This is a genomic window from Spartinivicinus ruber (assembly GCF_011009015.1).
Classification (GTDB): domain Bacteria; phylum Pseudomonadota; class Gammaproteobacteria; order Pseudomonadales; family Zooshikellaceae; genus Spartinivicinus; species Spartinivicinus ruber.
This window is the reverse complement of record NZ_CP048880.1, coordinates 66205-91984: the sequence shown is the minus strand read 5'-3', so window position 1 is coordinate 91984 and position 25780 is coordinate 66205. Positions and strand designations below refer to the sequence as shown.

The following is a 25780-nucleotide window of genomic DNA, read 5'->3' as shown; positions in this document are numbered from 1 at the left end:
CTCAGCAGCTTCAATTAAAGAGGGGAGTTGCACAGTTTTAAATGGATATTAACGAGTTTGATTTCTCTCAGGGTTTAAGTGGACTTCATCTGCCAACTCCCAGTTTCGTATATTCCCACTCCATCGGTTAGGGGAAGCTGCTTTAGCTTGCTCATAAACCTGTTTCCGCCGGCTTAAAATAACTAGGTCTTCACCTGTATGGCGTTGTACCGGTGTTACAAACTTTAATCCACTATGCTGATGCTCATGGTTATACCAATGAACAAATTGATCAACCCACCGTTGAGCGCTTTCTAATGAGGTAAACCCTTGGTGAGGGAAATCTGGTCGGTATTTAGTGGTCTTAAATATGGACTCTGCATAAGCATTGTCATTGCTAACTCGCGGTCGACTATAAGAAGGCTCAATACCAAGTTCAGCGAGTTTGACTTGTAAAGCGCTTCCCTTCATTGGACTCCCATTATCTGAATGTAATATCAGGGGCTGCTGGTGAATTTTATGGAGATTTTCCCGCCAGAAGGCTTTCTGTATTAAGTCTGCCGCTAGGCTACTACGCTCACAATCGTGCACCTCCCAGCCAACCACCTTGCGGCTGAAAACATCAAGGATCAAATACAGGTAAAAAAAGATGCCGGTGACGGGACCTGGCAACCAAGTGATATCCCAGCACCAAAGTTGATTAGGGCCTGTCGCCGTGTGGGTGGTTTTCGGTTTGGGTTGACGAGATTGGGTCTTCCCTCGATGGGTTGATAACCCTTCTGCCCGCATGAGCCGATAAAAGCTGGCTTCACTGGCAATATACTCACCTTGATCTGCTAATTTAGGCACAATCTGAGAAGGTGGGAGGTCAGCAAACTCCGGTGAATTCAGCGTTTCTCGCATCTGTTGATGAACATTGGGAGGCAGCTTATTAGGCGGCAATGGACGCTGTGCAGTGGTGCGGCCATCCGGTTGTAGCTCACCGCCTTGCTGCCACCGTTGATAAGTGCGCGGGGTTAACCCTAATACTTCACAGGCCTTAAATTGCCGAGCCCCTGCAGTTGTGGCTTCCCCAATTAACTGAACTGTTTGTTGCCTATCCGCATACGACGTTAGGCTTCCTCGTCCGGTCCCCAGATTGACTGAGCTTTTTTTTGAAGGACTAACAGGGCCGCGGCTTCGGCCAGTGCTTTTTCTTTTCGCTTTAGCTCTTTTTCAAGTTGTTGGCACCGCTGCTTTTCCACTTGCAAGCTTTTCTTTAGCTCCTGGGAGGGTTGCTCTGGCTGAATAAATGCCTGTTTCCACTGCTCAACTTGCTCAACATACAACCCTTTTTTTCGGCAATAGGCTGCTAGCTCTGCTTGAGATAAGGCCGCTGTCTCAATGATCACATTAAGCCTTTGTTCTGATGACCAGCTTTGATTTGATGTTTCTTTCGGCATGTTGGCAGATTGACTTCGCACTTTGGTTTTCCAAGTATGCAGGGTTGACTGAGGAATGCCAGTCATTTTGTGTACCACTGGGACTGATTTATTTTCGGGTGGGAGCAATAGCTTTAAGATATTTTCTTTTTGCTGTTTGGTATATTTAGCCATCAGTTATCTGTCGTCATCTCAGTGAATAAAAACGACAACTAGCCTGACAGAGAGGGGTTTCCCTAATGCTAAATCCAGGATTATTATTTTCTTGGATATTGCAGGTAGTTCGCTCCCAAGCATCATTGAGTTCTTGAAGTACATCATCAAGTCGTTGATCGCAATAAATTGGTATTTTGAGATAGCCAAAATCTGCAGCGATCTTTTCTACGTTGTCTACCAGCTTGTCATCAATTAAGTCATTATCGATATCGCAATAGGAAATACTGTCATTGCAGTATAATCTGCCCCGATCAATTTCATGATAAATTTTCTGGTAAATAAAAAATTCGAAGAGGTATGGATCAATATGGGTATCGGTTGGCTTTCGCTTCAAGTATTTAACCATGCTCTTCGGCACAGTAAATCCAAGATCATCGTAAATCTTCAAGTCTGATGGGCTTTTCCCTCTGGCGTAATGTGATTTCAACACGTCAATCAACCCGCCAATATAGCTGTTGTCTTTGTAGTATTCGAACGTCACTGTCGTGAAAATAGGGCGAAGGTACAGTGAAAAAAGCCGAGATGATTTAGCGTAGTATTCCCATAAAGCAGCTTTTTTATCGAAGGATTTGCCATCCAGAAATTCGGCCAAAGCCGAAAATTGCTCTTTGGGTAAGATACTGTAGGCCACCTCATTTAACTCTTCTTGAGTCATACTCGAACTTCGAGCTGGAAACCACTTCAGGAATTTAGCCAGTTTTGGAAAATTAGTGACGATACTAGAGCTGTGTTCCATTTGAGCTATCGAAGCGTAGGCTTTACCTGCATCCATGATCGCTCGGGTATGATAGTTAAAACTAACTATCAGGTTGTCTATTATTTGCTGATAACGGTGAAAAGCAAAACAGAGGGTGTGCAACCACTGCTGAGGTTGACTCAGCCTTCTTAATCGAGACGCTGTGTATTGCTCAGCAATATCAGCATAATAACGAACCGCATTTTTTGATAGATTTAGTAAAGGAATAAATCTTTTGGCAAAGGTATACAGTTTCTCGATGCGCAAGGCTTTGTCCACTTCTGTTTTGACTGCTGTGTATTGAAAGTCCTTTTGATCAGCGCGGATAATGTTAAGTGTAGTAATACCATCATCCCGATAAATCAGGTCAGCAAGCTGATTACTCATTGACGTAGGTATTGATGCAATGATGGTATTTAATCGATTTTCCTCATCAGAAAATGCTCGACTGAAAATATCCTGAAGTGTCGTATAGGAAGGTATAATAATTTTTTGGTGATCAAAGTAGGCTAATAGCTGGCGGAAGGCACTATGCCCTTTAGGATAGTAATGCAGTAAATCACCAACATGAGCTTGTATTTCAGGTGTAAAATCCGATGTCCAATTGCGATAGCTGAATAAATAAAGAATCGCCTGGCGTTGAATTCGAACATAGTCACGAGAAATACGCCCAGTGAACATTTTCGAGACTGGTCTACTGTAATAGGTGTTTACGATAAACTGGACATCGTTTTTGACTTCATCAAAGGTGAAATTGAAGAATTGCTGTTTAGCTTTGAAATACCCTAGTTGAAGTATAAAATATACACATGTTTTTGTGTTGGCATACTGGGCCAACACTTGTTTCTCTGACTCACTTAGTGAAAAATATAACTTTTGTTCATGCGTATTAAATATTGGCCGTACATAAAGCTCTTCGACTTCCGAGCGGGATAACAGGTGGATGCGTTTAGTGTCTTCCATCACAAGTAACTATTTTACTCCTACCCACAAGGGCCACTGGTACTTTAGCTGAAGCTGTCGGGAAACAGTTGTTTTCCGGTCGGCACAACATTTAGAAAAAAATTACTCTTTTTGTATGCTAAGAAATGTACGGAAAACCCTGTCGATATCATATACTATACGGAAATCATAAACTATGGGTTTTCCGCATATGCTTGTAGGCTACATGCGCGTATCATCTGACTCTGATCGCCAAAACACTGATCTACAACGCGATGCGTTGCTGGCGGCTGGCGTAGATGAGCGGTTTCTGTTCGAAGACCATGCTTCTGGTGTTAAAGATGATCGACCTGGGTTATCAAAAGCCCTGGCATTTGTAAATCCTGGCGATGTACTGATCGTTTGGAAGCTTGACCGGCTTGGTCGATCGTTGTCGCACCTCTTGACTATCATTAACACGTTACAAGAGCGAAAGGTCTCCTTTCGTTCTTTGACTGAGGGAATGGATACCACCACGGCATCTGGTGAGTTGCTATTCCAAGTGTTTGGCGCACTGGCACAGTACGAGCGCAGCTTGATACGCGAGCGTGTCATTGCTGGTTTGGCGGCAGCTAAGCGGCGTGGACGTGTCGGCGGGCGACCACTGGCTATCACAGGAGAAAAACTAGAGGCCATTATTACTGCTCTAGATAGTGGTATGTCCAAGGCAGCTGTCTGTAGAAACTTCGGCGTTAAGCGGACTACGCTCATCGATACGCTTGCCCGTGTCGGTTGGCCAGACAACAATGGTTCAAAAAAGTGAATACCAAACCCTTTTGTCTGACTTAGGCTACAGGAAATAATTCGAGGGTTTACTGCCGAGCTGTCATTACCAGTCTGTACGCTAAATTTTACTGCATCCTAAGATTATTATTTACTAACTCGTCATTTTCGAGGGTTCTTCCACTGGCCCCCTTTCAAATCATATAGTACTTATTTTTTGTTTTATTCTATCCAGTCGTTGATATAAGTTGTCATATCAGACTATTTTTTAAGTATTGATACTTAAGAATGATTTTTTATTTGAAAGCTTTATTTTTTTATAATATATAAGAATCGCGAATATATAATACGTCTTCTTTATTTGTTTTTTATTTTTTTATTTAAAAATAGTGTATAAATGTTTTATTTTATAAGTTAACTAATTCATAAAATACTACTCCTGTTTATTGTTTTAACTTATAAGTTTGTAGTCTATGAGGTTTATTTGCATGAGAAAAACAGTTTTAGCCATTGCCATTGTTAGTACTTTTACTTCTCCAGTTTTCGCCGAGAAAAGCGGTTATTACCTTGGTTTTAGCGCTGGTCAGGCTGATTATGATGATGCTTATGATAAGCATGGAAATTTTGCAATAAATGCAATTACTACCAACGGTCTTGAAAATTCATATAATGGTAGTACTTTTAATACAAGCTCTACAGATAAAGATGGTATTTATAAATTATTCGGTGGCTATCGCTTTAATAATTACTTAGCATTGGAGGCTGAATATACGAAGTTTTCAGATACCAGATCAAATTTATCTGCTAATTCAAACGATGGCTATAGAACAACCAATAACGTTGATAATGAACTTGAGGGTTTTGGACTAAAAGCTATTGGACTTTATCCTATTACAGATAGCTTTGAACTTAAAGCCTCTGCAGGGCTTCTTAGATGGAAACTAGATGAAAAATCAAATGCTATTCGTGAGGTCAATCTGAGTGACACCAGTGAAATAACAACATTTAGACAGGGCTATAACTCAACTGAAAGAGGCACTAGTATTACTGTAGGCCTAGGTGCTAACTACAATATCAATGATCACTTTACAGTTGGCCTCAATTGGGAACGTATTAATGATGTAGGTGAAAAACGGTTTGCTTTTGGTGAAACCGATATTGATACTTATACTGCTTCTTTACAGTACAATTTTTAATCCATTATTGATTACAAATATAGTAAGCGTGATAGCCTCACGTTTACTACTGGAGATGCTTCTTCACGGAAAATCCGTTACCGTGTAACAAGATCACTCATCCCACGGCGCTTTTATATGCCCCGCTTGAAACAACAGTTCTTCAGCCTCGATTATTGTGTCTGATAGCGTTAGTGGCTCGTCAGTTTCGCTAAGCTCTTTGCTCATTTCAACCAGCTTATAATAAGCCCTTCGTGACAATGTAACGTTCTTCTTCTGCTCCCTGGCTTCTTCGTCTTTACGCCGCTTCTGTCGTGCTCTGATAGCACCTCGTAACCGCGTCCAATGCTGTTTTTCTAAATACTTTTCACACCATTTTTGAAGCTCGTCGGGCGCATCATCTGGGAAAATATTAAATGATACTGGGCTGCAACGTTCTAGCTCTTGATCTGGTGTAGAAAGTTCAACGTGTGGTGACCTCCAGTCATACTTAACATGATGACCTATGCTCTTGGGTTCATGTGTTTTGTCGAGCTGATCTTTTAGATAAAGATAAGCATCCATGTAGTTATCTTTGGTGATTCGGAATCGCATAGCTGCTAGCCTGTTACACGGTCACAGATAGAATAGCACACGAATATGTTACACGGTAACAAAAATTTGGGGAGGGATTATAAAAAATAAACCCCGCAAAAGCAGGGCTAAAATTCTCTTTTTGAATGAACATTTCTTCATCCTTGAAGATTTGAAAAACAGTTAAATTTGTAACGACTTTACTCCTTTATCAAGGAAGTAGTAGTTTTGGTATTGGTTGTCTTTTAGATAGTACTGAAGCCACTTAACTTGCTTGCCTACTGCATCAAAAATGAACAGTGTCTTGTCTTGATATTTTTTGTTTTTGATTGCTTTCACTATATTTGTGAAGGGGATGTTTCTTATGCTTTTGTAGTTAGGGTTGAATTTTCGTTGGACTGCCTCCCTAATATCTATAACAATCGCGTTGTTGGTTGATGATAGTTTTTGTTCAAATTCTTCTTTTTTTAGTGTGCGACTCTTAAACTCTTGAGCTGATATAAGTTTTGATAAGTCTGCAGGCTCTTTCCCTAATAAGGCAGAGTGTTGTGGATTTTTCTGAATCCAGTCGAATATGCCTGCATCAAACGCTAGGCAGTTGTCGATTTTTTCATCTGAGAGTTTTTTTGTTGCTTTGTAACTTTTGGCACAAGTATGCCCATTGCAGTAAAGGATTATTTTTTTGTTTGGATTGTCTTCTCTTAGTTTTTTAACTTTATTTACGAATCCTCTGTTTGATAAAGGTATATTGTGTGATTTGGCTATATGAATCACTTCGTATTCAGCTTTTGATCTGACGTCGATAATGATGGTGTTGGTGTATTCATTACTGAGTGTTTGTAGCTCTATTGTTGGAACGTCTTTGTATTTTTCTCTTAGAGGAAAGTCATTAGATGCTGAGTGCGTATTAACTATAGCAGTGAAGGCTAGTAATATTGCTATGCATATGTTTTGACATAGTGTTTGTGTGTTCATTGGTTTTACATCTTTACTACTGTTTAAATTATATAATTATAGCTTACTGCTGTGAATCGGTGCGGCTAGACCAAAATCTTAGATAGTTTATTATTTTCCTGCAGAGCAATGATTTCATGACAAAACACATTAGGAGCTTTCGAGAACCTCGTCATTGTTGCTAGGTATCAAATAGCTTTTAGGGTTAATAGTGGTTAAGCGGGAGTATGAAGGTGAAAACTTACCAGTGATTTAGAAGGCCTTCCTGAACGCTTGCCTAGGGGGCACGAATAAATTGACCTCTATCCCCTGCCCTGCTTTACTTTCAGCTGGTCATTAACTAGGTAATCAGGATGATTCACCTCAAGTTTAGCGACGAAAAATCACATAAATTTTATACGCTGTTGATACAGCAGGACTTATTCGGAAAGTGGTCACTACTGCGTCAATGGGGCAAGATTGGCACAAAAGGCCAGGTGCAAATTGATACGTTTGATAGCTACGAAGAAGCCCGCGCCGTTCAAGACAGACTAGTCAAAGAGAAGCGGCGCAAGGGGTATGCTGGGCCTGTTACCGTGTAACTGATAAGCTATATTTAGCCCTAGCGCTAATTACCATCCAGTATCATCACTTTTTTTAAACCAGCTACTATCCCTTGCTTGGGCTGTTTGAGCATTAATGCAGTTTGGTGTTTCGGCAAGCTCAGTAGGATTGCTATTACACTTTTTGATCATCTCTTTACGTGCTTCGGGGTTTTCTTTATACCACTCTAATGTCTGTACAGTTTCACCACATGCAGATAAAAACAGTGTTACAACAACAATATAAGGTTTTACCATCAATTTAGCTCTCAGTCATTCCAGCAAAAATTGAGAGAAATTTATCACGATCAAAAATTTACTTTTGTCTAGCATCAAGCAAAACCAAATTTGTTATTCCAACTAGGGGTATTTACACTGCCCCTAGAATGTGATGTATAACCCTTTTCCTTCTCTTGATGCCTGCTCTACTAGCTCGAAATATGATCGAAAAAGTTCTTGTAACTCTGGCCGAGCATCTAGCAAACTACGTGACATGTTCCCCCCACTACCCTGCTCCTGTATCCTTTTGGCATAGGACACATCACTTTCACCAGGCCGACGGGCTAAGTGCATATCGTACTGGTCGTATGGTTCTATCTCAGGGTATTCAACGGTAACTTGCTTGACGTGCTCAGGGAGGGGAATGTGTTTGCTGCCATGTTTACCTAAGTAGCCAGTATCAAGGAGCTGACCACTAGCAGCGTCTTTAACAATATAGACCTCACCAGCCAATCCCTTTTCGTTCTGGTCTACGAGTTGTATTTTTACCCAGTTCTTAGGCTTCTCCTGCTCCTTCTTTACTTCACCTTGAATAGTCCCATTGTTAACCGCAGCGTTAAACCCAAGGCCTGAAGAGTCCATGTCACCGAAGTAGTGCATACCCTTATTGCCGTCTAACTCTGGTCTTTCTGGGTCCCGCTGGAAGCCGTACTTCATGCCCTGGAAAGCAACACGGTTAAAGTCTGTTGGGGATATTCCGCTACCGCCAGGAGCACCTGCACGAGCAGTAGAGCTAGCCTCAATCACTCCGCCATGACTCGTCACACTGCCAAGTACTGCAACTGATTTATTATCAACGTTCAGCCAACCAAGGCCAGTGACTATAGATGCGCCGCAAGTTGTCTTATCGCCAACTCGGGCAACCGGCATTCCATCTAATAAGACATTTGATGAACCTTCGGCAACAGCGTTAGTACCACACAAAGGGCAGTTATGTTTATCCCCTATCTTCGCTAAATCTGCCACTGCTTTGCTTCCTTACAACTCAAAACAAAGGCGCGATTTTAGCAAGGTCGTACATCAGATTTCGGTTACTGTTAGTGTTTTTAGAGTTGGCTGGTAAATAAGCAAAAGAAAAAACTTAAGCTCATCTCATATCAACAACCTTACCTACAGGTGTTGTGGATAAGCTGCTAAGTCTGATTTGTGTTGTTGCCGAAATAATAACCAACAACTAGCGAAGCTAACGAGAAGATTGGTGTAACTAATTGAGAAAATATGCTATCCCAACGCTCAGAAAAATTAGGGGCGTGAGTGTTAACGTAAGCTAGGCAGCACAAAATGAAAAGCAGAAGAATTAATAACCCAAGCAAAACCCATTTGGCTAAAGAAAATTTGTTTTTTTCTGGATGGTGCTTAAAGTCATGGACAATATATCTTTCCTTTTTTGACTCACCATCAACAAAAATTGTTTTAGGTTCTACCTTTTCTTTATTGGTGTTTTTTTGATCGCCAACAATAATTGTTTCAATATCACTCATGGATTGCTACAACTAGTTTAAAATTACCCTAGCTGTAACATCATTATTTTGATTTATCAATGCTAAACTTTCGCCGTTTGCTTGGGCCTGGTCTACAGTATCCATCAATAAAATAGCCTTGCGTATAAGCTCCTTTTCATCGCCATTGGTCATGCTTGCTGAGATTTTTTTTATCATCTCCTCAAGGTCTTTTGACAACTCTAAATCATATTGAACTTTGCTGCTCACCTGGTAACCCTCAAGCAAATACACTAATACTCTGATCATATTATATTTGGATTGTGCAATCCAAAAACAATTGCGTAACTTACCTAAGATAATTTATTAGACCATCCTTACATTTAGAATTTATAGCTTCACTTGTTAACTGGGCTAAATGAATATTGTCTTTAATTGGTTTCAACACCCTGCAACTGTGCTATAAAACCTCTTTCAAACATTGAAGGATAGAGAATGAATAAAGCTGAATTAATTGACCTAATTGCAGATAAAGCAGACATATCAAAAGCTCAGGCAAAGGCTGCATTAGATGCCAAACTTGTTAGCATTCAAGAAGCATTAAAAGAAGGTGATCAAGTGCAGCTGGTTGGCTTCGGTACGTTTAAAGTAAAGCACCGTGCGGCCCGAACGGGTAGAAACCCGCAAACAGGTGCAGAAATTCAAATTGCTGCTGCAAATGTTCCGTCATTTGTTGCAGGTAAAGCACTTAAAGAATCATTGAAATAGCTGGTGCCATGCCAGGATGGTCTAGCTGTCCTGGTTAATACTCGCCAAAACACTCATAACAATATCATCAGAAATTTTCTCGGCCTTTGATTTAGAAATAAACTCCTTCTCAGTTTCATATGTTACAACCTTGCTATTCATACAACTTTTATTATCTTCTATAAAAATTACAAAGTCTTTCTCAAACCCAGAAACAACAAGTCTTCCTAATAAAAAACCACCACCATTTTCTACACTTATAACTTTGTACCATAATAAATTTTTGTACAAAGAATCTCCAACCTTACAGTATATTGAACGAACTCCATTATCATTGCTAAAAAGATAGTAATCCTTAGTTATATGTTTTTCGTCACTACAGGAAGACAGCAATGCAGCAAGGATAAGAAGCAAAGTAAAGGTAACTTTTTTCATATATCCTAATTACCTTTAGTTGAAATCAGAGAAGTTAAGCTAATAACCATCAAACCATACGCCAGACAACATCTGATTTGCATGTCTTAGCGCCCTCTTCTTAGTCTGCCTAGCCCAGCGACTATCAAGCATTTCTGTTTTGCCATCGCTCCAACGCTGATCAGCTATTGCTTTCAGAGCCTTTCTAAATTTAAGTAATCCACTGATACCCATTTGATAAGCCATCGAAATCAGTACAGCTTTTCTAGCATCGTTACATGCGGCAACTGCCGTTCTAATTTCAGTATGAGCAAAAGCTTTTTCTTGGAGATCCGCTAAAATTTCATTAAGCCACAAACGACCTACAGACTGTGAAATTTCAAACTGATACAGATTAATAGGTGCTCCTTTGGGGCCGATTTTGAAGCCGTAGCCTATTGTTGGATATCCTTCGGAGCACAAATAAGGCTTTTCTCGCCACCCTTCCTCATACTCAATCAAAGCAATAATACTGCTCAATTTACATACTCCTTTTGACGGATTTTTTACCGTTTTGTAGTACTGTAGTTATAAGACAGTAACGGTTTATTCAAAAGTATACACGAACTAAGTCGTGTATCACACCTGACGCATGATTTAAGCGATGTTTGATGTATAAGTAATGGTTAGGGTGCAGGTATGTATTTAAACTGCTTCTGAGGGCTCTGTGTGAGGGATTCGATTTCTGACTTTATTTCTTGTTACACGGTAACAAGAAAATTTAGAACTAGTTGAAGATTATATCAGCTTTTCTTGGGGTAAAATTCTTTGTATTTCACTCCCACTTTCCTTTAATGCTTTGTTTTTGAATAAAAAATAGGCTTTTTTCTTTTAACTACTGACAACTCTTGTTTGTTGTTTAAAGTGTTTTTATTTTGTTTTTATCTGTTTTTTGTTTTAGGGGAGCTACAGCCCTTATGTAGCAAAGGCTACAGCTCTTAAAGTGGTAGTAAATTACATAGTAAGTGGTAGGAATTTCCATTTAAGTGTGAGGGATTTACATATAAGGTGGTAGGAATTTCCATTTAAGTGGTGGGGATTTCCATTGAAAGTGGTAGAGATTCCCAAAGTGTGAGGAAATTACATTAAGTGGTAGAAATTTCCATTATGAATGAAATTTGATTATTTCAAGGCATAGCTAAGCCATTAGAAAGTGGTAGAGATTTACATTTAAGTGTGAGTAGAATATTCTTGTTTCACACTTAAATGGGGTCTTTATGGATCAAAAGAAGCGATTACGAGTCAACAAAGCTAATGCCTTGATTGAAGCCAAGAGTTACTTTGTTAATGGCGGCGAGGTCTTTGATCATAGGCTGGGGCTTTGGGAACAGAAAGTTGTCCTATCTGTTATTTCAAAGATTCAGCCTAAAGATAAGGGGCAATTGAATTACACCCTTACTTATGAAGAACTATCACAGCTTAGTGAAATATCCATTGCAGAGCTAAAAAGAAAAAAGACAACAGCTATGCTTGTTAAGTTGCGCTCTAAGACAATCGCTATCTTTGATACAGAAGATGCTCCGCTTATAACTGGCTGGTTTTCAGATATTCAACCAAAGCCAAAAGATGGCTTAATAGAGTTCTCTGTTTCTCCAAAGTTAAAGCCTTATTTGCTTGACTTAAATAACAACTTCACCTCTTATCATTTGAAGCAGGTAGTAAAATTAGGGTCGGTATTTTCTATTAGGCTTTATGAGCTTTTACGGCAATATCTACCACTTAAATCAGGCAGAGATAGTAGTGAAAGAGTGATAGAGCTTGGCGAGCTTAGAAGCTATCTAGGTCTGGCAGATTCAAAATATAAGCGATTTCAAGACTTTAAAAGACATGTGTTATTGCCAGCTAAAACTGAGCTTGAAGACAAAACAGACCTAACTTTTGACTTTGAAGGGTTAAGAGTTGGGCGATCTGTAGGAGAGGTTAAGTTTTCAATTCACAAGAATGTTACTTTTGAGGCTGCTGATAGCTCATTGGAGGGAGTTTTAGTTAATGACAATGTTGTTATTGATGAAGAACTAGCAAAGAGAATCAGGGTGTTTATTCCAGATATTAAGCCTAGCCAAATTGACTTATTATTTGCCACATATACAAAAGAAGAGTTATCAGAAAGCCTGGTTGCATTAGCAACAGCTGTTGCTATGGGAAGTATTGAAAAATCGCCTTTATCTTATTACCAGGGTGTTTTATCAAACAAAGCTAAAGAAAGGGTTCCAGAAAGACAAACACAAGACTGGACTGACACTTCATGGGAGGATGAGGTTAGCTTTGATGATTTTTAAAGTTTTGCATGCAAAACTGAGATAATTTGCAATTGCAGTTTTGCATGCAAAACTTGTTATCTTTGACGTATTTTTAAGCCGCTTTGAAGCTCTTTTAATGCTGCTTCAGAAAGGTTAAATACAACAGTTTTCTTATCTAGCTCTATTTGTATCTGAAGTTGACCGCCCTTCTCTATTAAATTTAGCTTTTTAATAGTTGGTGTTTTAGCGGTGGCGCTTTTATTCTTTGATGGTTTACTAGTATTCTCAGCTAACTCTCTGCTTGCTTTTCTTAAAGAGCCCTCTAGTTCTCCTGACTTCCACTGATCTACTAGAACATTCACCGCTTTTTCGTTCTTTTTGGCTGCTCTTGCCAAGTCATAAAGAGCTACAACATCTTGTGTGTCACCATTTAAAGACAGTTGCTTTATATGATCTGGTGCATTCAATAGTGATAGGTATTTACTTAAATGCCCCTTACTTATACCTATCATTGATGCTGCATGAGCTTGGTCATAACCATCAGCCTTGCAAATATCTACCACTCGTTTTATTGCTTCGGCGTTTTCTAATGCTGGAACCTGTTCGCGTTTATTATTCTCGTCAAGTTGCATTAAAAGCACTAGCAAGTCATCAGCTGATCCAGCTCGAACAATCGCAGTGATATTTTTGATTACTTGCGAGTCACTAATAGCACGCCAGCGGCGTTCACCAGCAATTATTTGATACTTTCCACTGTCGCCCTTCTCTTTCACTAAAATAGGCTGCAACTGCCCTTTTGACTCAATACTTTGCTGAAGTTCTTTAAGGGCTTGCTTATCAAATGTTTTGCGGGGCTGATTTAGGTCAGGCTCAAATTGATTTGCGGGCAGAGTTAAATAGCGTCCTTCGCTTTTAGCTGTAGAAACCACCTCATCTTTTACTGCGTCAATTTGAGCTTGAGTAGCCCCTTTTTGAACCTTAAAATTCTTTAAGCTGTTTAGCATTGCTTATTACTCAAGAAAGAATATTTAACACTTCATCGACAAATGCATTCGCGGCGTCAACTGGTTTTGGGTGTTTCTTAGGGTTTGCATCAAAAACGCTTCCACCACTAATAGCCGTTTGTTTAAACACTTCAGAGTCAGGTATTCTTGATTCCATTATAGGGAGTTCAAACTGTTCTAAAGCAGCTTGTATTTCCCTGCCTAAAATTGTTTTATCTTTGGTTCTGCTAATTAAAATACCCGCCTTTGGCTGTCCATCGGCTATCTCTCGCCTGCTGTGAATCATCTCGACAACTGCAGCTGAGTCTTCAATATCATATGGGCTTGGTTGAACAGGAACTATGGCTAAGTCTGACGCTTTAATTACACCCGCTGGTATTTTTAAGTCTGCTAGTGATCCTGGTGAGTCAATAACTATGTAATCAAAGCTATTCCTATAGCTTTTTATTTCATCTGCGATAGTTTCGCGAGGAACAGATATAACACTAGGAAGGTCAGCAACAGTAAAGCCAGACTCAAGGGCTCTTGCGTAAGCTTTAGATGCTGTGCTTTGTTGGTCCGTATCAATCAGTAATACTCTGTTGCCTCGCTTATGTAATCCATGACTTAAAGTTATTGCGTTAGTGGTCTTTGTTGACCCACCTTTTTGGTTAATAAACGATATGACTTTTGCCATTTTTCCCCCAAGCATGTACCACAAGTGCTTTTTAATAAAGTTCAGTTTTGCATGCAAAACTAGTGTCACACTAAGTGTATTTGCTATTAGTTTTGCATGCAAAACTCGACGTGTGTTTTTTAATATTAGACAGTCAGTTTTGCATGCAAAACCATATGTGAAGTTTAAAAAATAATCAATGTGACTAGACTTAGCTACATTGGCGACTAATTATGTTTAAGTTTTTAGTCACTTATATTGCTGGATTAGAAGAGATACACCCATAAGAGAGACACCTTAAAAAAGAGTGTCACTCTAAAGTAGGGGAGGGGTGACACTCTAATCAGGTGTCACTCTGATAGAAAAAAAGTTATGCAATTCTCATATGAACGACACCCGTTTTAGAGTTGACATAAGTACCACCAATTGGAGTACCACCCTCTGCCGCTGCTTCGTCATTCTCATACCTTGCAAGACGGCTACTATATAAATCCCAGTTTTCACCGTTATAGTGCCAGCGTTGCATAGTGTCTTGTGCGGTTACTTCCCATCCATTTCCTGGCGTGTAAACTTCCCAGGCTGAGCCATCCCAGCGAACAAGCTTGTTAATACTTTCTGCCCATACTCCAGTAGCACCAGTAGGCACTAAGTATCGATCACCAGGAGTAGGGGAGGCGGGTGGTTCTGTCGTGGTTGCAGATAGAACAGAGATAACTAAAAGCGCCCCGATGGCTTTTAGATTTTCATCCATCTGCAAATTCCAACCAGACTCGCCAAGTTTCCAGCCGTAATTTAAACCAGTGTTAGGCTCTTTTTTTGCCATTAATGACCACCGTAATATTTACCGTATTGATAGCCGTAACCATCACGATCGACAGTCACGTCATAGCTTTGATTGCTTTGTAATTCGTCGCGCTGAGATGATAGAGATATACGAAGCTTATGATTGAGTCGGCGCTGTCTCATGAATGAGCCGGTACCGCCGCCAATGATTTTTATGTAAGTTCCGGCGTAATCATAGCCTGTTACTGTCTTCATATTTGACGCTTTAATCTGTGCCACTGAAGACATATCGCATTGAAATTCAAAAGCCAGGTTTCTATTTGGATCGTCTAGGTTATGCTGAAAAATCAACCTATCTGCTTCAAATGAAAAAACCCCTTTTGTTCCGGGGTAGGAGCCTTCTTGTTTGGCTTTTGTTAAGTCGTTGAGGCTTGAACCATACCATAAGCCATTTTTGTAACTGCCTTCTTTTTTTACCCTGATTGCAGCAATGGTTTGCCCTGTTTTGTTTTGAAGCTCTAAATCAATTTCTGCTACGTCATTGCCTGAGCTTCGGTTCCAACAAAAAATGTATAACTCCCATGATAAGTCGAAGACTGGGATTATTTCTGGCTGCTCTATAATGCTGGTTGCAGTGGCAGGGTCATAAACATAATGAAAAACCCCTATATCTTTGGTTTGCCCGTAGTTGGTATCCCAGTCAGGGTCATCAGTGTTCAATATGTTTAAATGTGGATCTCGTTCGCGCCGTCTAACCCCTACATTAATAAGCAAGTAACCATCACTTGGCGTATGCTCTCCCTCAATGGCATATTCAAAAATGTTGGTAGGATTTGTTACTTTTTGGCCTAAGTGCTTTTTTTCATCTGTGTAGTTATAGGTATTCCCAGTCAACTCGGACTCATTAACAACCAAGTTATTGTTTTCATCCCATATCTTTAATTTGTATGTAGTGCCTGACTCTGGCCCAACATCTCCAAAGGTGAAACCTTTTAAGTGGTCGGCTTGCTGTACTCTGTCGCGGTGTGCCCAGGATAAAACTAAAGCACCAGTGACGAGCTTAGGATAATACTGATTATTGATTTTGAAGTTGCCGGGTGGATATGGACGAGATGCACGACTGTTGAATCTAACGCTGTCCTGTGGTGCAACACCTAAATCTAGAATACCGCGCCCTGTTGCTGGGGTAATTTTAGCGTGTACTATCTCGCCAGTTTGATAGTTAACGCCGTCCGTTTCGCCGTAATAATCCCAAGCAAAAACACGAGAACCAGAAGGGTGCTTATGTGGGATGGTATCAGCCACACCGCGATTAACTTTTATTTCAGTATCGCTAATCGCGGTGACTTGCATTAGCTCATCATTAATCTGGATGTGTGAGCCAATCTCTACAATATCAATGTCTACAGTTTGGCCGATTGATAATGATGTATCCATATAGCCAGCATCAGCCATTAATAAGGCAGTCGGTGTAAACTCTAACGACTCGACTAACTCATAGCCGCCACCTGAATTCACATGCAAATCAGCATTTAATGCGTCTTCTGCGGGTTTGGTTCCTGCCACAATTAAAAAGCCATCTTCTTTTGCTAGCTTGGCTGCTTCATCCATACCCACCCTTTGTACGACTTCATAATAGGGAGCCTCAACTAATAAACGATAAGGGCAGGGAGCAGGCTCGGATAATGGCAAAGCCCACCCGGTAGGAGTAGGGGAGGCGTAAATAGCCTCACTGAGTGCAAACACATCTTGCACACATTCAATTTTGACTTTGTTGTCGGTGAGGGTGCCGAGCGAGATATTAGTAACCCGCATCACTGTTTCAGACACACCGTATTGTGGCCATTCAAACAGAAATACATCGCCCACATTAAGGCTTGCAGCTTCTCGGTTAGCAATTAAAACACAGCCGATTAATGGATTTGCATAGCCGCGTAAATCGCGAGATGCAACCCGGCTTGCTAGTCCACCGTTAGTAATGCCAGGGTATTTCTGAGTAGTGGAAATAACACAACCTTGTTGTTGTGCTAGGGCTATATCTTGGGCGCTTACTGTCGCATTCTTGCCCGTTGATCTATCCCAATACTGAACAGTGACAGAGTTAGTTAGCTCGCCAACAGTGGGGCGGGTAAAGTCATTAATCTTGCCTACATTGTGCGGCCCTAACTTAATCAGACTTGATTTGTCGTAGTCGTCACGAATCAGCTTAAGGGTAAAGCGGCCTGTTTTCCTATCGACAAATAGTGCGCCATCGATGTGTTTTAAAATCAGTTCTATAAACTTATCGATAGTGGTTTCTTTATCCCATAGCAAAGAAAGCCCAAACCCTTCGGCGTGTAACTGATTAGCAGCATGAATAAAAGAATTGTCGTCTATATCTTCGTCGGTGTAGCCCATACCCCAATCTAAACTAGTCAGGCACTCGCGGATAATGTGGGCGGGGTTCATATCACCGCTGCCAATCTCGGCTTTATCGTTGTACCACTGTGGCCGCCCATCATCCCGAACATGAATACGCTGAACTCTGAAAGCCCAGCGCTTAAGATAAGGATTCATCCCTATATAGACTTGCCTAAGAATGGCGCTAACTACACCACGGAAAGCAGGTATTTTGGATCCAAGCCGAGCCTTTAAGTAATCATTTTTAGGCTGATTTGGGTGACCCATTAAAATATCGACAGAGCCACTAACACCACCCTCGCGCTTTTCACCACCAAATAAATTGCTTGCACTAATATGAAGGCGACCGCCGCCATGTCCGCCTGACCAGGCCCGCTTGCCATCGACATTAATTTGCGTGATTTTATCTACTGGGCCGTGGCATAGCAGCATGTGCATGCCGATGTAGTATTTATACCCGACTGTTACGGCTTTCTTTTTTCCGCCCATTCCGCTAAATCCACTACTTGCTTAGCCATGGCATCGCCAGTTGCTAAAAGCTTTTCTGACTCAATGCCATGCTTTAAAAAATCACCCCAATCTAACCCATGGCGCTCGAAAAACTGCCTTGCTCCTTTGGAGCAAAACAAAGCGCTACGAATATGATTGATACGGATAATCACTTTTTGCCGCCTTTTTTCCGAATAGGCACGGTTCGCAAATGCCCATACCAGGCATTCATTGGGCTTTCAATATCGCGAGTGCCGAATACAACAGGTATTTCTGTGCCTTCTTCATTGGTGGGTATTTTTACGTCTTTTGCTACTGGGGTTTGATCTTGTTGTTTGGGTCGCATTGATACTGCAACCAGTACAAGCGCACCTATCCACGCTACTACAGCAGGCCACATTAGATAATTGAACTCCCGTCAAATGGGTTTCTGGTTGGTATATGCGGAAAGCCGCCGTAATTATCCAGGTTATTAAATTTGTTTAGGCATGTATCAGAAAGGTGATTACAGCCAGGGTATAATTTAACTGTCGTATTTGGCTTTAAGTCATGAAAAGGCCGGGTAATTATTAAATCACTACCATTATGCGAGCTAACAAACCTAACTGCGTCGTCTTCTGTTTTCACCATGCCACCCGTAAACCAACCAGCTTGATAGCGCGATGTTTCTGTCAGCGTTAAATGGGTGCCGTTGATGTTTTGTACTACCGCTTTCACTTCAAACTGCTTTTGATTCACCTGGCATTTATGGTCATACAACACATGGCGACACATACGCTGATATTTGGCCCTAAGCCCTGGCCGTTGAATTGAGGTAAAAACAGACTCGCATTCCAGTGTAATAGTAGAGCCTGCCCCTTTAGCACCTGAAACTCGACCTTTCCAATAAACGATATAGTCGTCGTCTTCCCAATGACCTCTAAAAATCGTAACTGTCGTGGGTAGTTCAGGGCTAAACCCCAAAAACTGCCGCGCAAGTTCGTTATCTCGCGGAAACGTGAGTTTTAGAGCGGCTTTAAAAATATCATCAGTCACATTAACGGATGACCGTTTAATCGGGGCTGGTATATAGGTTTTTGATTGATAAAAAATCTCATGTTCTGAGCTGGTGAAATACCAACGCTGAACACCCTGACCAAATTCATACAGTTCTACCGGTTGGCCACTGTCTGCGCTGGTTTCAATTAAGTCATAGCTCATGCTGGCACCTCTACGACAGCAATAGAAATTTTAGCGTTTCCGGCTTGCGTATGACTGATTTGCACCCGGTCAGCATCGAATCTAACTAAGGACATAAAACAAAGGATCTCAACGTCGGTGGGGTATACAGTTGCACCAAGTGCTTTATCAATACTTAAAACCTCATTACCGTCATCATTGACTGAGCCGCCCAATACACGACGGTAGAAGATCTCGCCAGACTTGGTAATTAGCATCACGTCTTTGATGCCGTAATAGAGTGGGTAGCCAATAGGCCGAACAATAAAGGCCCCTGACTGCGCCGCCATGACTTCAGTCAGGGTTAAATCTTGTCCCCAGCTGGGCAACCAGAATGCTTTTTGTTTTCCTTGGCGGCTATAAATCCATTGCTTAACTCGCCATAACTCAGCCTTACTTGTCGTATGCCAGTTTATTTTTTGCTTGTGTAGTGGGTAGTTAGTTTTAGTGTCAACAATAATTGTGCCGGTGCTGTTATCAATAACCTCTACATCTCTAATAATATTTTCATCGAGCGAACTAACAATTACAGAGCGATCTGTTAAAACATCAATATCACGGTATTTAGGAAAATTAGACGCCGCCAGATTTATATTTTCAGTAACCGAAAAGCTAACGTTGCTTTCTGTAATATCTGAAGCATCACGAGTAAATTTTGCACCGCTATAAGTACGCCCAAAGCGTAATGGCATAACATAAGCATTTTGATAGGGCTTAGATAACGGTAATTTAAGACCTATTTTGCTAGGGCTAACTTCTGTAGTTTCGACAGCTTCGTAATACTCGTCATTATCCCAAACTAAAATAACATCATCTGCGCGGTAATCGGCTGCTGTCGTATTAACTGTAATTTCACTGACTCCAGAGGCTAGAGGGCCGATAAACGCTAAATTAGTCCAAACCGGAACCCCATAAACACGGTGGCCCCATTGTGTCGCAATTGCTTTGGCTCGACTAAATTGGTTGCCATCGAGCAAGTAGTTATAACTGAACTTCTGACGCGGGGCAGGGCGTAAGGCTAACCGTTGCTCGCCCTCGTAAGCTTGCAAAATGTCGGTTTTCCATTCCAGCACCTCAGATACATTAGCTTGTGGGGCAAAAGGCCACACCACAACACGCTTACCTGTTACGACAAGTTTTGTAGGCCCAGTTTCAAAGTTAAAGGTAAACTCAGCGTTAACGACTGGCGGACCATTGACCGATATATTAAGCGTGTATAGCCTGGCTTCTAATCCGCCGAATTGAGTGGGTGCGGTAACTGGCTGGGCTAGTGCTAAGCCTTCCGTTCCACTTTCCACGACACTAGCTAACTTTTTAGGGGTTAAGTAAGCATTCCAGACTTCAACATTACGGGTTTGCTCTGATAGAAGATTACCTAACGATATATGCGCCGGTTTAACATGAATTCGGTAGTAAAAATCGTACTGAAAACCGCGCATTTGAAAGCCTGTATAACGCTGCTTTAGCTCGTCTACAGGTTGTGTATTTTGGATATTGCCAGTTTTAGGACTAGCACTTAACAAACAGCCATACGGCAACACCGCATAAGTGCGGTTATCCAACTCGTTAACGTGATCCCATGGGGCTACCTCAGTAAAAATAGCACCATCAACAATGCGCTTAATCATACAATTTTTCGGTAGGCTAGCCCGTAAATACCCGAATTAGGCTGACCTTTGGGGCCATTTTTACTTTTCACGGGGAAAATTAACCACTCATCATTACCAATATGCATGGATTGGCCGGGAACTAAGTGGGTTATATTCACGATTCGTACATCTGCAGGAGTGCCCAAAATGTAACGGCGACCACCCGTAACACGGGCAATATTCATAATGGGGAATAGGGGAGCTAGCCCATTGAATGTACTAGGCGAATGATGAAAAACGCCGTGTATTGGGCCGCGTTCACCGTTGCGAGGCATGCCGCCCCAGCAGTAACCGTCTTCTTCTCTATCGTAAAAAGTTAGCCAATAGGGGTGGTTAAGGTCTGGTAAATCACACCTTATTCTATCGTAATAGCTTGCATAATAAGCCTTATTATCCCAGGGGTAACCGTGGTAATTGTCACCTGAACTACCAATACGGTTGTTGTATTTTCCATGATACCAGCTGGTGCACACTACATATTCGCCCCCCACATAATCAAATGCTTTATCCAGTGTGCCAACGCTACTATGAGCATAAACACCAGGACTAATTTCTATAACAATATGCAAATACTGCTGAGTACCAAAAAAATAATAGCGCGTAAAAGGCCCTATTAAACCGTTAGTTGCATTTAAAGGGGAATGACCAGGTTGAGCGGGAGCAAGGTTATTGCTGCTATTCCTTTCCATTGTGTTTATATCTGAGTCAAACGAAGTTGATCCATAACATGCGAGCCATGGGCCAGGGTTCCCTTCATCACCATTACCGTTGTCGGTATAAAAATTAAATACCCCTGCTTTTGAATGCTTTAAAGATAGTTCTTTGCCGTTATAGTCAGAGCTATCACGCCATCTTAAAATTTCATAGCCTAATGCATCAGCAAAAATTTTTAATTTATCCAATAAATCATCAACGCCGTTCGCTGGGCCGGTTTCAAAAGCCATTATTTTAACTCCAATGCTAAATAATCTGCCCAGGTAGTACGGTGGATGTTTTGTATTACTAAGTAATCCTGGCCGTTAATCGTAATAATATTTTCTGAGGCGCTTTTATTGCCGGTTATCCAGTAAGCACCGTCTAATTCGCCGTAAACATTTTTAGCGGGTTGGTCTGATGTGTGGAGTATGTAAGGTAGCAGGGTGTAAGTGCTGTCTGTATTTTGTTGGATATTAGATAACTTGCAATTGCCACCACCAAAGCTCCAGGTATCAGTAGGATATAAAAAAATAGTATTTTCACCTCGCCAGCGATGAGAGCTACTATAAGGCTCGCGATTACAAACCCTGCGCCATACGCTATCAATGGTGTAAAGGTAACTACCATAGCCGGGACACTGAAAACCAGAGTGTCTTGCTCCTGTACCAGACCAGCGCTCACCATCTGCATTAGTAGTACCCCCTACAAACAAAGGGTAGGGGTATTGTTGAGGCGTACCATAAGGGAGAATTTTGCCTAAATAAAAATACTCATAAACGGTTGATATTTTGGCAGCAACAATTACTCGCTGGCCATTCGCAATAAACCAATATGGTATTTTATGCTGCCATAAACACACGAAAGCAGATTGTTTATAAGGCTGATCAGCAAAAGAGTGTTCAGGAATGTAACCAACTAAGCCGCAAATATTAAAGTTATAGTAATCATTAGTTGTGTTTTCGTAGGCCCAGATTCCCATATATATTTTTTCAGCACCTGATAAGCCTGGTGCTTTTAAAATAAGTTCATGGCCGTTATTCCAGCGCAATATCTCCCACTGCTGGCCAGTGTTTACAAGCTCTTCATTTGTTGTTAAAAAAATTCTCAGTTTATCAAGCAAATCCAAGTAATTATCAGCGGTTCCAATTTCAACAGCCATTAGCTCAAGGCTCCCTGGTTTCTTCTAACAACATTCATAATTAACTGCTCGCCTTCGTGGGTATCTAAGAAATCGCCAACTATTGCAGGGTCTACAGCATTAACAACCCTTACATTTACTTGGGGCGGTGGTGTTGCTTCTGCTTTTTGACTAGCCTGCTCTAACATTTTGGTTGTGTCTTTACGGCTTGTGACGTTTGCTGGGCCATTGACAAATTCAGGGCCGTACTCACCCACTAAGCCGAATTTACCCGCCGGAATATGGCCACCTTTGTCGTATGCGCCAGAGAAGTTAACCGCTGCAACTTGTGCAACGCCTGCAGCACCTTGGGCGACAGCTAAAGCAATAGGTACAGCATTTGCGGGAGGTGGGGCGCTCGCGGCTGCTTTCATGTACAAAGATTTTGCTTCTAGTAGCGCTTCCGCCAAAGCGTGGGCTTTAGATACAGCAAATAGAGCGCGATAAATGCCGGATTGTTCACCCGCGTAAGCCTTGGCTAGCCCTGCCATACCATCAAAGAACTTGCCAGAGGTGGCTAGCATTTGTTGGTTTTTTTGGTCGTTTAACTGCTGTACTTGCTCATTTCGTTGTTTGGTTAACTCGCTAACTAACTCGGTTTGCTGCTCTTGTGTTAAGGCTTCGTTAGCTAAAATAGCCTCTCTTGTTTTCTCGGCATCCTCATTAATTTTGTTTATTTTTTCTTCAATTGTTTGCTCTTTAGCAAAGTCACCAAGTACGTCAGTTGCATATTGCTTTGTCGCTCGGCCTCTTAAGCTATCCTTTTCCTCTTCACTTTCGCCAGACTCATCAATGGTTTTTAAACGCTCTTGAAAAAGGTCTGTAGCTCGCTCTGGTTCGGTTTTTAAGGCGTTTCTAACCTTGTTAACTTCGCTGTTTTTCTCAATTTCTTCTAGCCGCTTTTGGCGCTCTTCTGCTAGCTGAACTAATAGCTTGGTTTTTTCTTCCTCCGTAATTTGGGTTCGCTTGAGTACAACATTTTGAGCCCTTTTATATTCGTCTTCTAAATCGGCTATTTTTTCATCTGTAGATTTTGGGCTACTTCTAAAACCATCAAGCACGTTAGTAGCAAACTTCTTGTTAAGCCGCTCTAAAAGGTCTTGCTGTAACTTTGAGCCTGTACGGGTTTTCTCTAAAATCTGGTTAAGGCGCTTGTCATAGCTGGACAAAATAAGCTCTTCTTCAGTAGCTAAAGAGTCTTTTATTGTTTGTATTTCATCCGCTTTTTGCTTCTTGAGTGCTGCTAGCTCTTTGTGATATTCAGCAGTTACACGGCCTGTTAGTCTTTGCCTTAACTCGGCTGTGGCTGTTGTGTTATTTCTAACAATCTCCAGGCTAGTTTTATAGTTATCCTTGATTAGTTCTTCTTCAGTTCTCAGGGACTGAGCTAAAGCATCAAATTTTTGCTGATTTTGGTAAGCTTCGATCTTGTCGTAAGCTGCATTAATTGCTTTTAAGTCGGCTTTGGTTGCTTCTTGTTGACTGGCCTTGTAAATATCAATCGCCCTGGCAGTCATACCAAGGGTTGACGCTTCTTCGTTTAATGCGGCTATTCTCTTTTGAACAGCCTCAAGGTTGCCTGAAACACTAAAGCTTACGTCTATTTTGCCTTCTGCCTTGTTGGGCTTAATCTTAGCGCCTGAGTCATCGTATTCAGGTGAAAAACCATACTTTTTTAACAGCTCATTGAGCTGTGTTTTTTTATTTTCTAAAGCTTCAGCTATTTCTTGCTGGTCTAGGTGTAAATCAAATTCCCCATCAATATAAAAGATACCTGTACGGCTTAGGTCGCTACTGTTTTGTAGCGTTTGAAGGCGTGTAATTGCCTGCCTTAAATCTTCTATTTCATCAGTAGAGCCGGAAGCCTTAGCTGCAAGCGTTCCAATTTGCCGCCCAAGGTCAACTAGTTCTGATAAACCCTCCCCAGCAGCACCAATTACCTTTGTAATAGCGGTTCCCAGTGCAACAACGCTTTGTTGAAAGCCTTCGTCAGCTATCAGCTTTCTAAGGTCATCAATAGCGCTAGTTAGTGGTGTTACGTCAGTACGACCAAAGGCGTTTGTAAAATCGTTTTTTAGTTGGGTTAACGCATCGCCAACTGTACGGGGTATTTTTTTATACTCCTCTCGTATTGCATTGGCTTGGTTTAATATTGAACCTGCAACTACTTTACTAGTCAGCTTTCCTTCTTGGGCTAATGCTCTTAGTTCCCCGGTAGTCAGGTTCAGTTCGTCAGCCATAGCACGCGCAAGACGAGGGGCGTTTTCCATTACGCTGTTAAACTCATCACCACGTAGCACACCAGAAGCCAAGCCTTGGCCAAGCTGAATAATTGAATATTTGGCCTCTTCTGCGCTAGCACCACTGATTTTAAATGACTTGTTTACCGTCTCTGTGATGGCTAAAAGCTGCTCATTACTTAATGACATCTCCTTTGTACTGCGAGCTAGCTTTGAATAAAGTCCGACAGTTGCTTCAATATCGGCTCTCGACTCTTGCGCTAAATCAAAAAGAGCAGAGTAAGACTGTCGAGCCTCACTTGCAGAGCTTGAAACTAAATCTAATTGCGCTTGCATCTTTGCAAATGCATCAGCGGCTTGCACAACTTCTCTAATGGCCATTGAGCCAGCAATAGCACTTAACACACCTTTAACACGAGAAAAGGAGTTTGCTAAACCATCTGTTGCTCTAGCGGCGTCTTGGGTGTCACCTTCTAAGCGATCCAGCGAAACACCCAAACGGTTAACAGCTTGTTCGGTTAGTCTTCCTTGCCTTACTAAGTCTCTAATAGCATCTGTTAAGCCGTCTGTAGCCCTTTCTGATCTCTGGCCTTGAATAGCTAACTGCTGCAATACACTAGTTGCAGTGTTAACTCCTGTTGTTTCAACTGCTATTTGCAGCTGTGCCGCTGTCGTCATTAATGATATTCCAGTAAATACGATCTAAGGAGCGGATTAAATCGACTTCCCAGGCTCGCAAATTCTTTTTAGTTAGCTCTGACCAGTGGTATAACTCTGTGAATGTAAGGGTTTCGCTGCTGCGTACTTCAAGCCACCAGTGAAAAATGTATTCTAATTCTTCCGGGCATTTGGGCTGCTCTGCTAACTCTTTAGGCTTTTTACCTGTTGCTTTATAAACCTGTAAAAGCTGTGCTTTTAAGGATTTTTTCGAGCCTTTAGGGGGTAATTGCAACCTTATCTCAGACTCGAAAA

Annotated in this window: 26 protein-coding genes and 1 pseudogene; 5 read left to right on the top strand and 22 right to left on the bottom strand. The window is 41.4% G+C overall.

Going from position 1 to position 25780, the window contains the following annotated elements; translation table 11 throughout:
* Positions 1-48: 48 nt before the first annotated feature.
* Together G4Y78_RS30000 and G4Y78_RS29995 are read right to left on the bottom strand one after the other, a co-directional pair.
* A pseudogene (locus G4Y78_RS30000) lies at positions 49-1574 on the bottom strand (IS3 family transposase).
* Positions 1575-1587: 13 nt separating this feature from the next.
* Complete coding sequence (locus G4Y78_RS29995) at positions 1588-3315, bottom strand: DUF4158 domain-containing protein (RefSeq protein ID WP_163836898.1); 1728 nt, start codon at positions 3313-3315, stop codon at positions 1588-1590.
* Between the two features lie 190 nt (positions 3316-3505).
* Here G4Y78_RS29995 and G4Y78_RS29990 point away from each other — a divergent pair, with 190 nt between their 5' ends.
* Positions 3506-4096 (top strand): recombinase family protein, encoded by a 591-nt coding sequence (locus tag G4Y78_RS29990; protein WP_163836109.1) that lies wholly within the window; start codon positions 3506-3508, stop codon positions 4094-4096.
* 448 nt (positions 4097-4544) lie between these two features.
* The gene (locus G4Y78_RS29985) at positions 4545-5252 is read left to right on the top strand and encodes an outer membrane beta-barrel protein (protein ID WP_163836897.1); all 708 of its coding nucleotides are present in this window, start codon (positions 4545-4547) and stop codon (positions 5250-5252) included.
* 93 nt (positions 5253-5345) lie between these two features.
* Here G4Y78_RS29985 and G4Y78_RS29980 read toward each other — a convergent pair whose 3' ends face one another.
* Positions 5346-5825 (bottom strand): hypothetical protein, encoded by a 480-nt coding sequence (locus tag G4Y78_RS29980; protein WP_163836896.1) that lies wholly within the window; start codon positions 5823-5825, stop codon positions 5346-5348.
* A gap of 162 nt (positions 5826-5987) precedes the next feature.
* Entirely contained in the window at positions 5988-6779 is a 792-nt protein-coding gene (locus G4Y78_RS29975) for a rhodanese-like domain-containing protein (RefSeq protein WP_163836895.1), read from the bottom strand.
* Positions 6780-7111: 332 nt separating this feature from the next.
* Here G4Y78_RS29975 and G4Y78_RS29970 point away from each other — a divergent pair, with 332 nt between their 5' ends.
* Complete coding sequence (locus G4Y78_RS29970; RefSeq protein ID WP_163836894.1) at positions 7112-7339, top strand: WGR domain-containing protein; 228 nt, start codon at positions 7112-7114, stop codon at positions 7337-7339.
* 30 nt (positions 7340-7369) lie between these two features.
* Here the strand turns inward: G4Y78_RS29970 and G4Y78_RS29965 are convergent, their stop codons facing one another.
* The 4 genes from G4Y78_RS29965 to G4Y78_RS29950 form a co-directional block, all read right to left on the bottom strand.
* The gene (locus G4Y78_RS29965; RefSeq protein ID WP_163836893.1) at positions 7370-7597 is read right to left on the bottom strand and encodes an EexN family lipoprotein; all 228 of its coding nucleotides are present in this window, start codon (positions 7595-7597) and stop codon (positions 7370-7372) included.
* Positions 7598-7720: 123 nt separating this feature from the next.
* Positions 7721-8584 (bottom strand): PAAR domain-containing protein, encoded by an 864-nt coding sequence (locus tag G4Y78_RS29960; protein ID WP_163836892.1) that lies wholly within the window; start codon positions 8582-8584, stop codon positions 7721-7723.
* 167 nt (positions 8585-8751) lie between these two features.
* Positions 8752-9099, bottom strand: a complete 348-nt coding sequence (locus G4Y78_RS29955; protein WP_163836891.1) for a hypothetical protein — start codon at positions 9097-9099, stop codon at positions 8752-8754.
* 12 nt (positions 9100-9111) lie between these two features.
* Positions 9112-9327 (bottom strand): hypothetical protein, encoded by a 216-nt coding sequence (locus G4Y78_RS29950; RefSeq protein WP_163836890.1) that lies wholly within the window; start codon positions 9325-9327, stop codon positions 9112-9114.
* A gap of 225 nt (positions 9328-9552) precedes the next feature.
* Here G4Y78_RS29950 and G4Y78_RS29945 point away from each other — a divergent pair, with 225 nt between their 5' ends.
* Complete coding sequence (locus G4Y78_RS29945; protein ID WP_163836889.1) at positions 9553-9825, top strand: HU family DNA-binding protein; 273 nt, start codon at positions 9553-9555, stop codon at positions 9823-9825.
* 21 nt (positions 9826-9846) lie between these two features.
* On the opposite strand, the gene G4Y78_RS29940 is transcribed toward G4Y78_RS29945, so the two are convergent.
* Positions 9847-10239, bottom strand: a complete 393-nt coding sequence (locus G4Y78_RS29940; RefSeq protein ID WP_163836888.1) for a hypothetical protein — start codon at positions 10237-10239, stop codon at positions 9847-9849.
* Positions 10240-10278: 39 nt separating this feature from the next.
* Positions 10279-10737: a glycoside hydrolase family protein gene (locus G4Y78_RS29935; protein ID WP_163836887.1), complete on the bottom strand. Its 459-nt coding sequence runs from the start codon at positions 10735-10737 to the stop codon at positions 10279-10281.
* 737 nt (positions 10738-11474) lie between these two features.
* Here G4Y78_RS29935 and G4Y78_RS29930 point away from each other — a divergent pair.
* A complete protein-coding gene (locus tag G4Y78_RS29930) occupies positions 11475-12536 on the top strand; it encodes a replication initiation protein (protein ID WP_163836886.1) in 1062 nt (353 codons plus the stop codon).
* Positions 12537-12592: 56 nt separating this feature from the next.
* Here G4Y78_RS29930 and G4Y78_RS29925 read toward each other — a convergent pair whose 3' ends face one another.
* From G4Y78_RS29925 to G4Y78_RS29870, 12 genes are all read right to left on the bottom strand, one after another.
* On the bottom strand, positions 12593-13501 hold the full coding sequence (locus G4Y78_RS29925; protein WP_163836885.1) for a ParB/RepB/Spo0J family partition protein: 909 nt from the start codon (positions 13499-13501) through the stop codon (positions 12593-12595).
* A 10-nt stretch (positions 13502-13511) separates the two neighbouring features.
* A complete protein-coding gene (parA, locus tag G4Y78_RS29920; RefSeq protein ID WP_163836884.1) occupies positions 13512-14177 on the bottom strand; it encodes a ParA family partition ATPase in 666 nt (221 codons plus the stop codon).
* A gap of 349 nt (positions 14178-14526) precedes the next feature.
* Positions 14527-14979, bottom strand: a complete 453-nt coding sequence (locus G4Y78_RS29915) for a DUF2793 domain-containing protein (RefSeq protein ID WP_163836883.1) — start codon at positions 14977-14979, stop codon at positions 14527-14529.
* Positions 14979-17828: a phage tail protein gene (locus G4Y78_RS29910; protein ID WP_163836882.1), complete on the bottom strand. Its 2850-nt coding sequence runs from the start codon at positions 17826-17828 to the stop codon at positions 14979-14981. The genes G4Y78_RS29915 and G4Y78_RS29910 overlap by 1 nt, the downstream gene beginning before the upstream one ends.
* A complete protein-coding gene (locus G4Y78_RS29905; protein ID WP_163836881.1) occupies positions 17804-18001 on the bottom strand; it encodes a hypothetical protein in 198 nt (65 codons plus the stop codon). The genes G4Y78_RS29910 and G4Y78_RS29905 overlap by 25 nt, the downstream gene beginning before the upstream one ends.
* Positions 17998-18228, bottom strand: coding sequence for a hypothetical protein (locus G4Y78_RS29900; protein WP_163836880.1), 231 nt, complete (start codon positions 18226-18228; stop codon positions 17998-18000). The genes G4Y78_RS29905 and G4Y78_RS29900 overlap by 4 nt, the downstream gene beginning before the upstream one ends.
* Positions 18228-19028: a phage BR0599 family protein gene (locus G4Y78_RS29895; protein WP_163836879.1), complete on the bottom strand. Its 801-nt coding sequence runs from the start codon at positions 19026-19028 to the stop codon at positions 18228-18230. Before G4Y78_RS29895 ends, G4Y78_RS29900 begins: the two co-directional genes overlap by 1 nt.
* Complete coding sequence (locus G4Y78_RS29890; protein WP_163836878.1) at positions 19025-20674, bottom strand: hypothetical protein; 1650 nt, start codon at positions 20672-20674, stop codon at positions 19025-19027. The genes G4Y78_RS29895 and G4Y78_RS29890 overlap by 4 nt, the downstream gene beginning before the upstream one ends.
* Positions 20671-21639, bottom strand: coding sequence for a hypothetical protein (locus tag G4Y78_RS29885; RefSeq protein ID WP_163836877.1), 969 nt, complete (start codon positions 21637-21639; stop codon positions 20671-20673). Before G4Y78_RS29885 ends, G4Y78_RS29890 begins: the two co-directional genes overlap by 4 nt.
* A complete protein-coding gene (locus G4Y78_RS29880) occupies positions 21639-22550 on the bottom strand; it encodes a hypothetical protein (RefSeq protein WP_163836876.1) in 912 nt (303 codons plus the stop codon). The genes G4Y78_RS29885 and G4Y78_RS29880 overlap by 1 nt, the downstream gene beginning before the upstream one ends.
* A complete protein-coding gene (locus G4Y78_RS29875) occupies positions 22550-25486 on the bottom strand; it encodes a tape measure protein (RefSeq protein WP_163836875.1) in 2937 nt (978 codons plus the stop codon). The genes G4Y78_RS29880 and G4Y78_RS29875 overlap by 1 nt, the downstream gene beginning before the upstream one ends.
* Entirely contained in the window at positions 25452-25760 is a 309-nt protein-coding gene (locus G4Y78_RS29870) for a phage tail assembly chaperone (protein ID WP_163836874.1), read from the bottom strand. Before G4Y78_RS29870 ends, G4Y78_RS29875 begins: the two co-directional genes overlap by 35 nt.
* Positions 25761-25780: the final 20 nt, after the last annotated feature.

Bases quoted from the DNA above. Each gene is read 5' to 3' on its own strand.
- G4Y78_RS29990 (WP_163836109.1), top strand. From the start codon at position 3,506: ATGCTTGTAGGCTACATGCGCGTATCATCTGACTCTGATCGCCAAAAC.
- parA (WP_163836884.1), bottom strand. From the start codon at position 14,177: ATGGCAAAAGTCATATCGTTTATTAACCAAAAAGGTGGGTCAACAAAG.
- G4Y78_RS29915 (WP_163836883.1), bottom strand. From the start codon at position 14,979: ATGGCAAAAAAAGAGCCTAACACTGGTTTAAATTACGGCTGGAAACTT.
- G4Y78_RS29965 (WP_163836893.1), bottom strand. From the start codon at position 7,597: ATGGTAAAACCTTATATTGTTGTTGTAACACTGTTTTTATCTGCATGT.
- G4Y78_RS29910 (WP_163836882.1), bottom strand. From the start codon at position 17,828: ATGGGCGGAAAAAAGAAAGCCGTAACAGTCGGGTATAAATACTACATC.
- G4Y78_RS29945 (WP_163836889.1), top strand. From the start codon at position 9,553: ATGAATAAAGCTGAATTAATTGACCTAATTGCAGATAAAGCAGACATA.
- G4Y78_RS29885 (WP_163836877.1), bottom strand. From the start codon at position 21,639: ATGGCTTTTGAAACCGGCCCAGCGAACGGCGTTGATGATTTATTGGAT.
- G4Y78_RS29975 (WP_163836895.1), bottom strand. From the start codon at position 6,779: ATGAACACACAAACACTATGTCAAAACATATGCATAGCAATATTACTA.
- G4Y78_RS29925 (WP_163836885.1), bottom strand. From the start codon at position 13,501: ATGCTAAACAGCTTAAAGAATTTTAAGGTTCAAAAAGGGGCTACTCAA.
- G4Y78_RS29955 (WP_163836891.1), bottom strand. From the start codon at position 9,099: ATGAGTGATATTGAAACAATTATTGTTGGCGATCAAAAAAACACCAAT.
- G4Y78_RS29890 (WP_163836878.1), bottom strand. From the start codon at position 20,674: ATGATTAAGCGCATTGTTGATGGTGCTATTTTTACTGAGGTAGCCCCA.
- G4Y78_RS29930 (WP_163836886.1), top strand. From the start codon at position 11,475: ATGGATCAAAAGAAGCGATTACGAGTCAACAAAGCTAATGCCTTGATT.
- G4Y78_RS29880 (WP_163836876.1), bottom strand. From the start codon at position 22,550: ATGGCTGTTGAAATTGGAACCGCTGATAATTACTTGGATTTGCTTGAT.
- G4Y78_RS29980 (WP_163836896.1), bottom strand. From the start codon at position 5,825: ATGCGATTCCGAATCACCAAAGATAACTACATGGATGCTTATCTTTAT.
- G4Y78_RS29970 (WP_163836894.1), top strand. From the start codon at position 7,112: ATGATTCACCTCAAGTTTAGCGACGAAAAATCACATAAATTTTATACG.
- G4Y78_RS29995 (WP_163836898.1), bottom strand. From the start codon at position 3,315: ATGGAAGACACTAAACGCATCCACCTGTTATCCCGCTCGGAAGTCGAA.
- G4Y78_RS29895 (WP_163836879.1), bottom strand. From the start codon at position 19,028: ATGAGCTATGACTTAATTGAAACCAGCGCAGACAGTGGCCAACCGGTA.
- G4Y78_RS29875 (WP_163836875.1), bottom strand. From the start codon at position 25,486: ATGACGACAGCGGCACAGCTGCAAATAGCAGTTGAAACAACAGGAGTT.
- G4Y78_RS29985 (WP_163836897.1), top strand. From the start codon at position 4,545: ATGAGAAAAACAGTTTTAGCCATTGCCATTGTTAGTACTTTTACTTCT.
- G4Y78_RS29900 (WP_163836880.1), bottom strand. From the start codon at position 18,228: ATGTGGCCTGCTGTAGTAGCGTGGATAGGTGCGCTTGTACTGGTTGCA.
- G4Y78_RS29940 (WP_163836888.1), bottom strand. From the start codon at position 10,239: ATGAAAAAAGTTACCTTTACTTTGCTTCTTATCCTTGCTGCATTGCTG.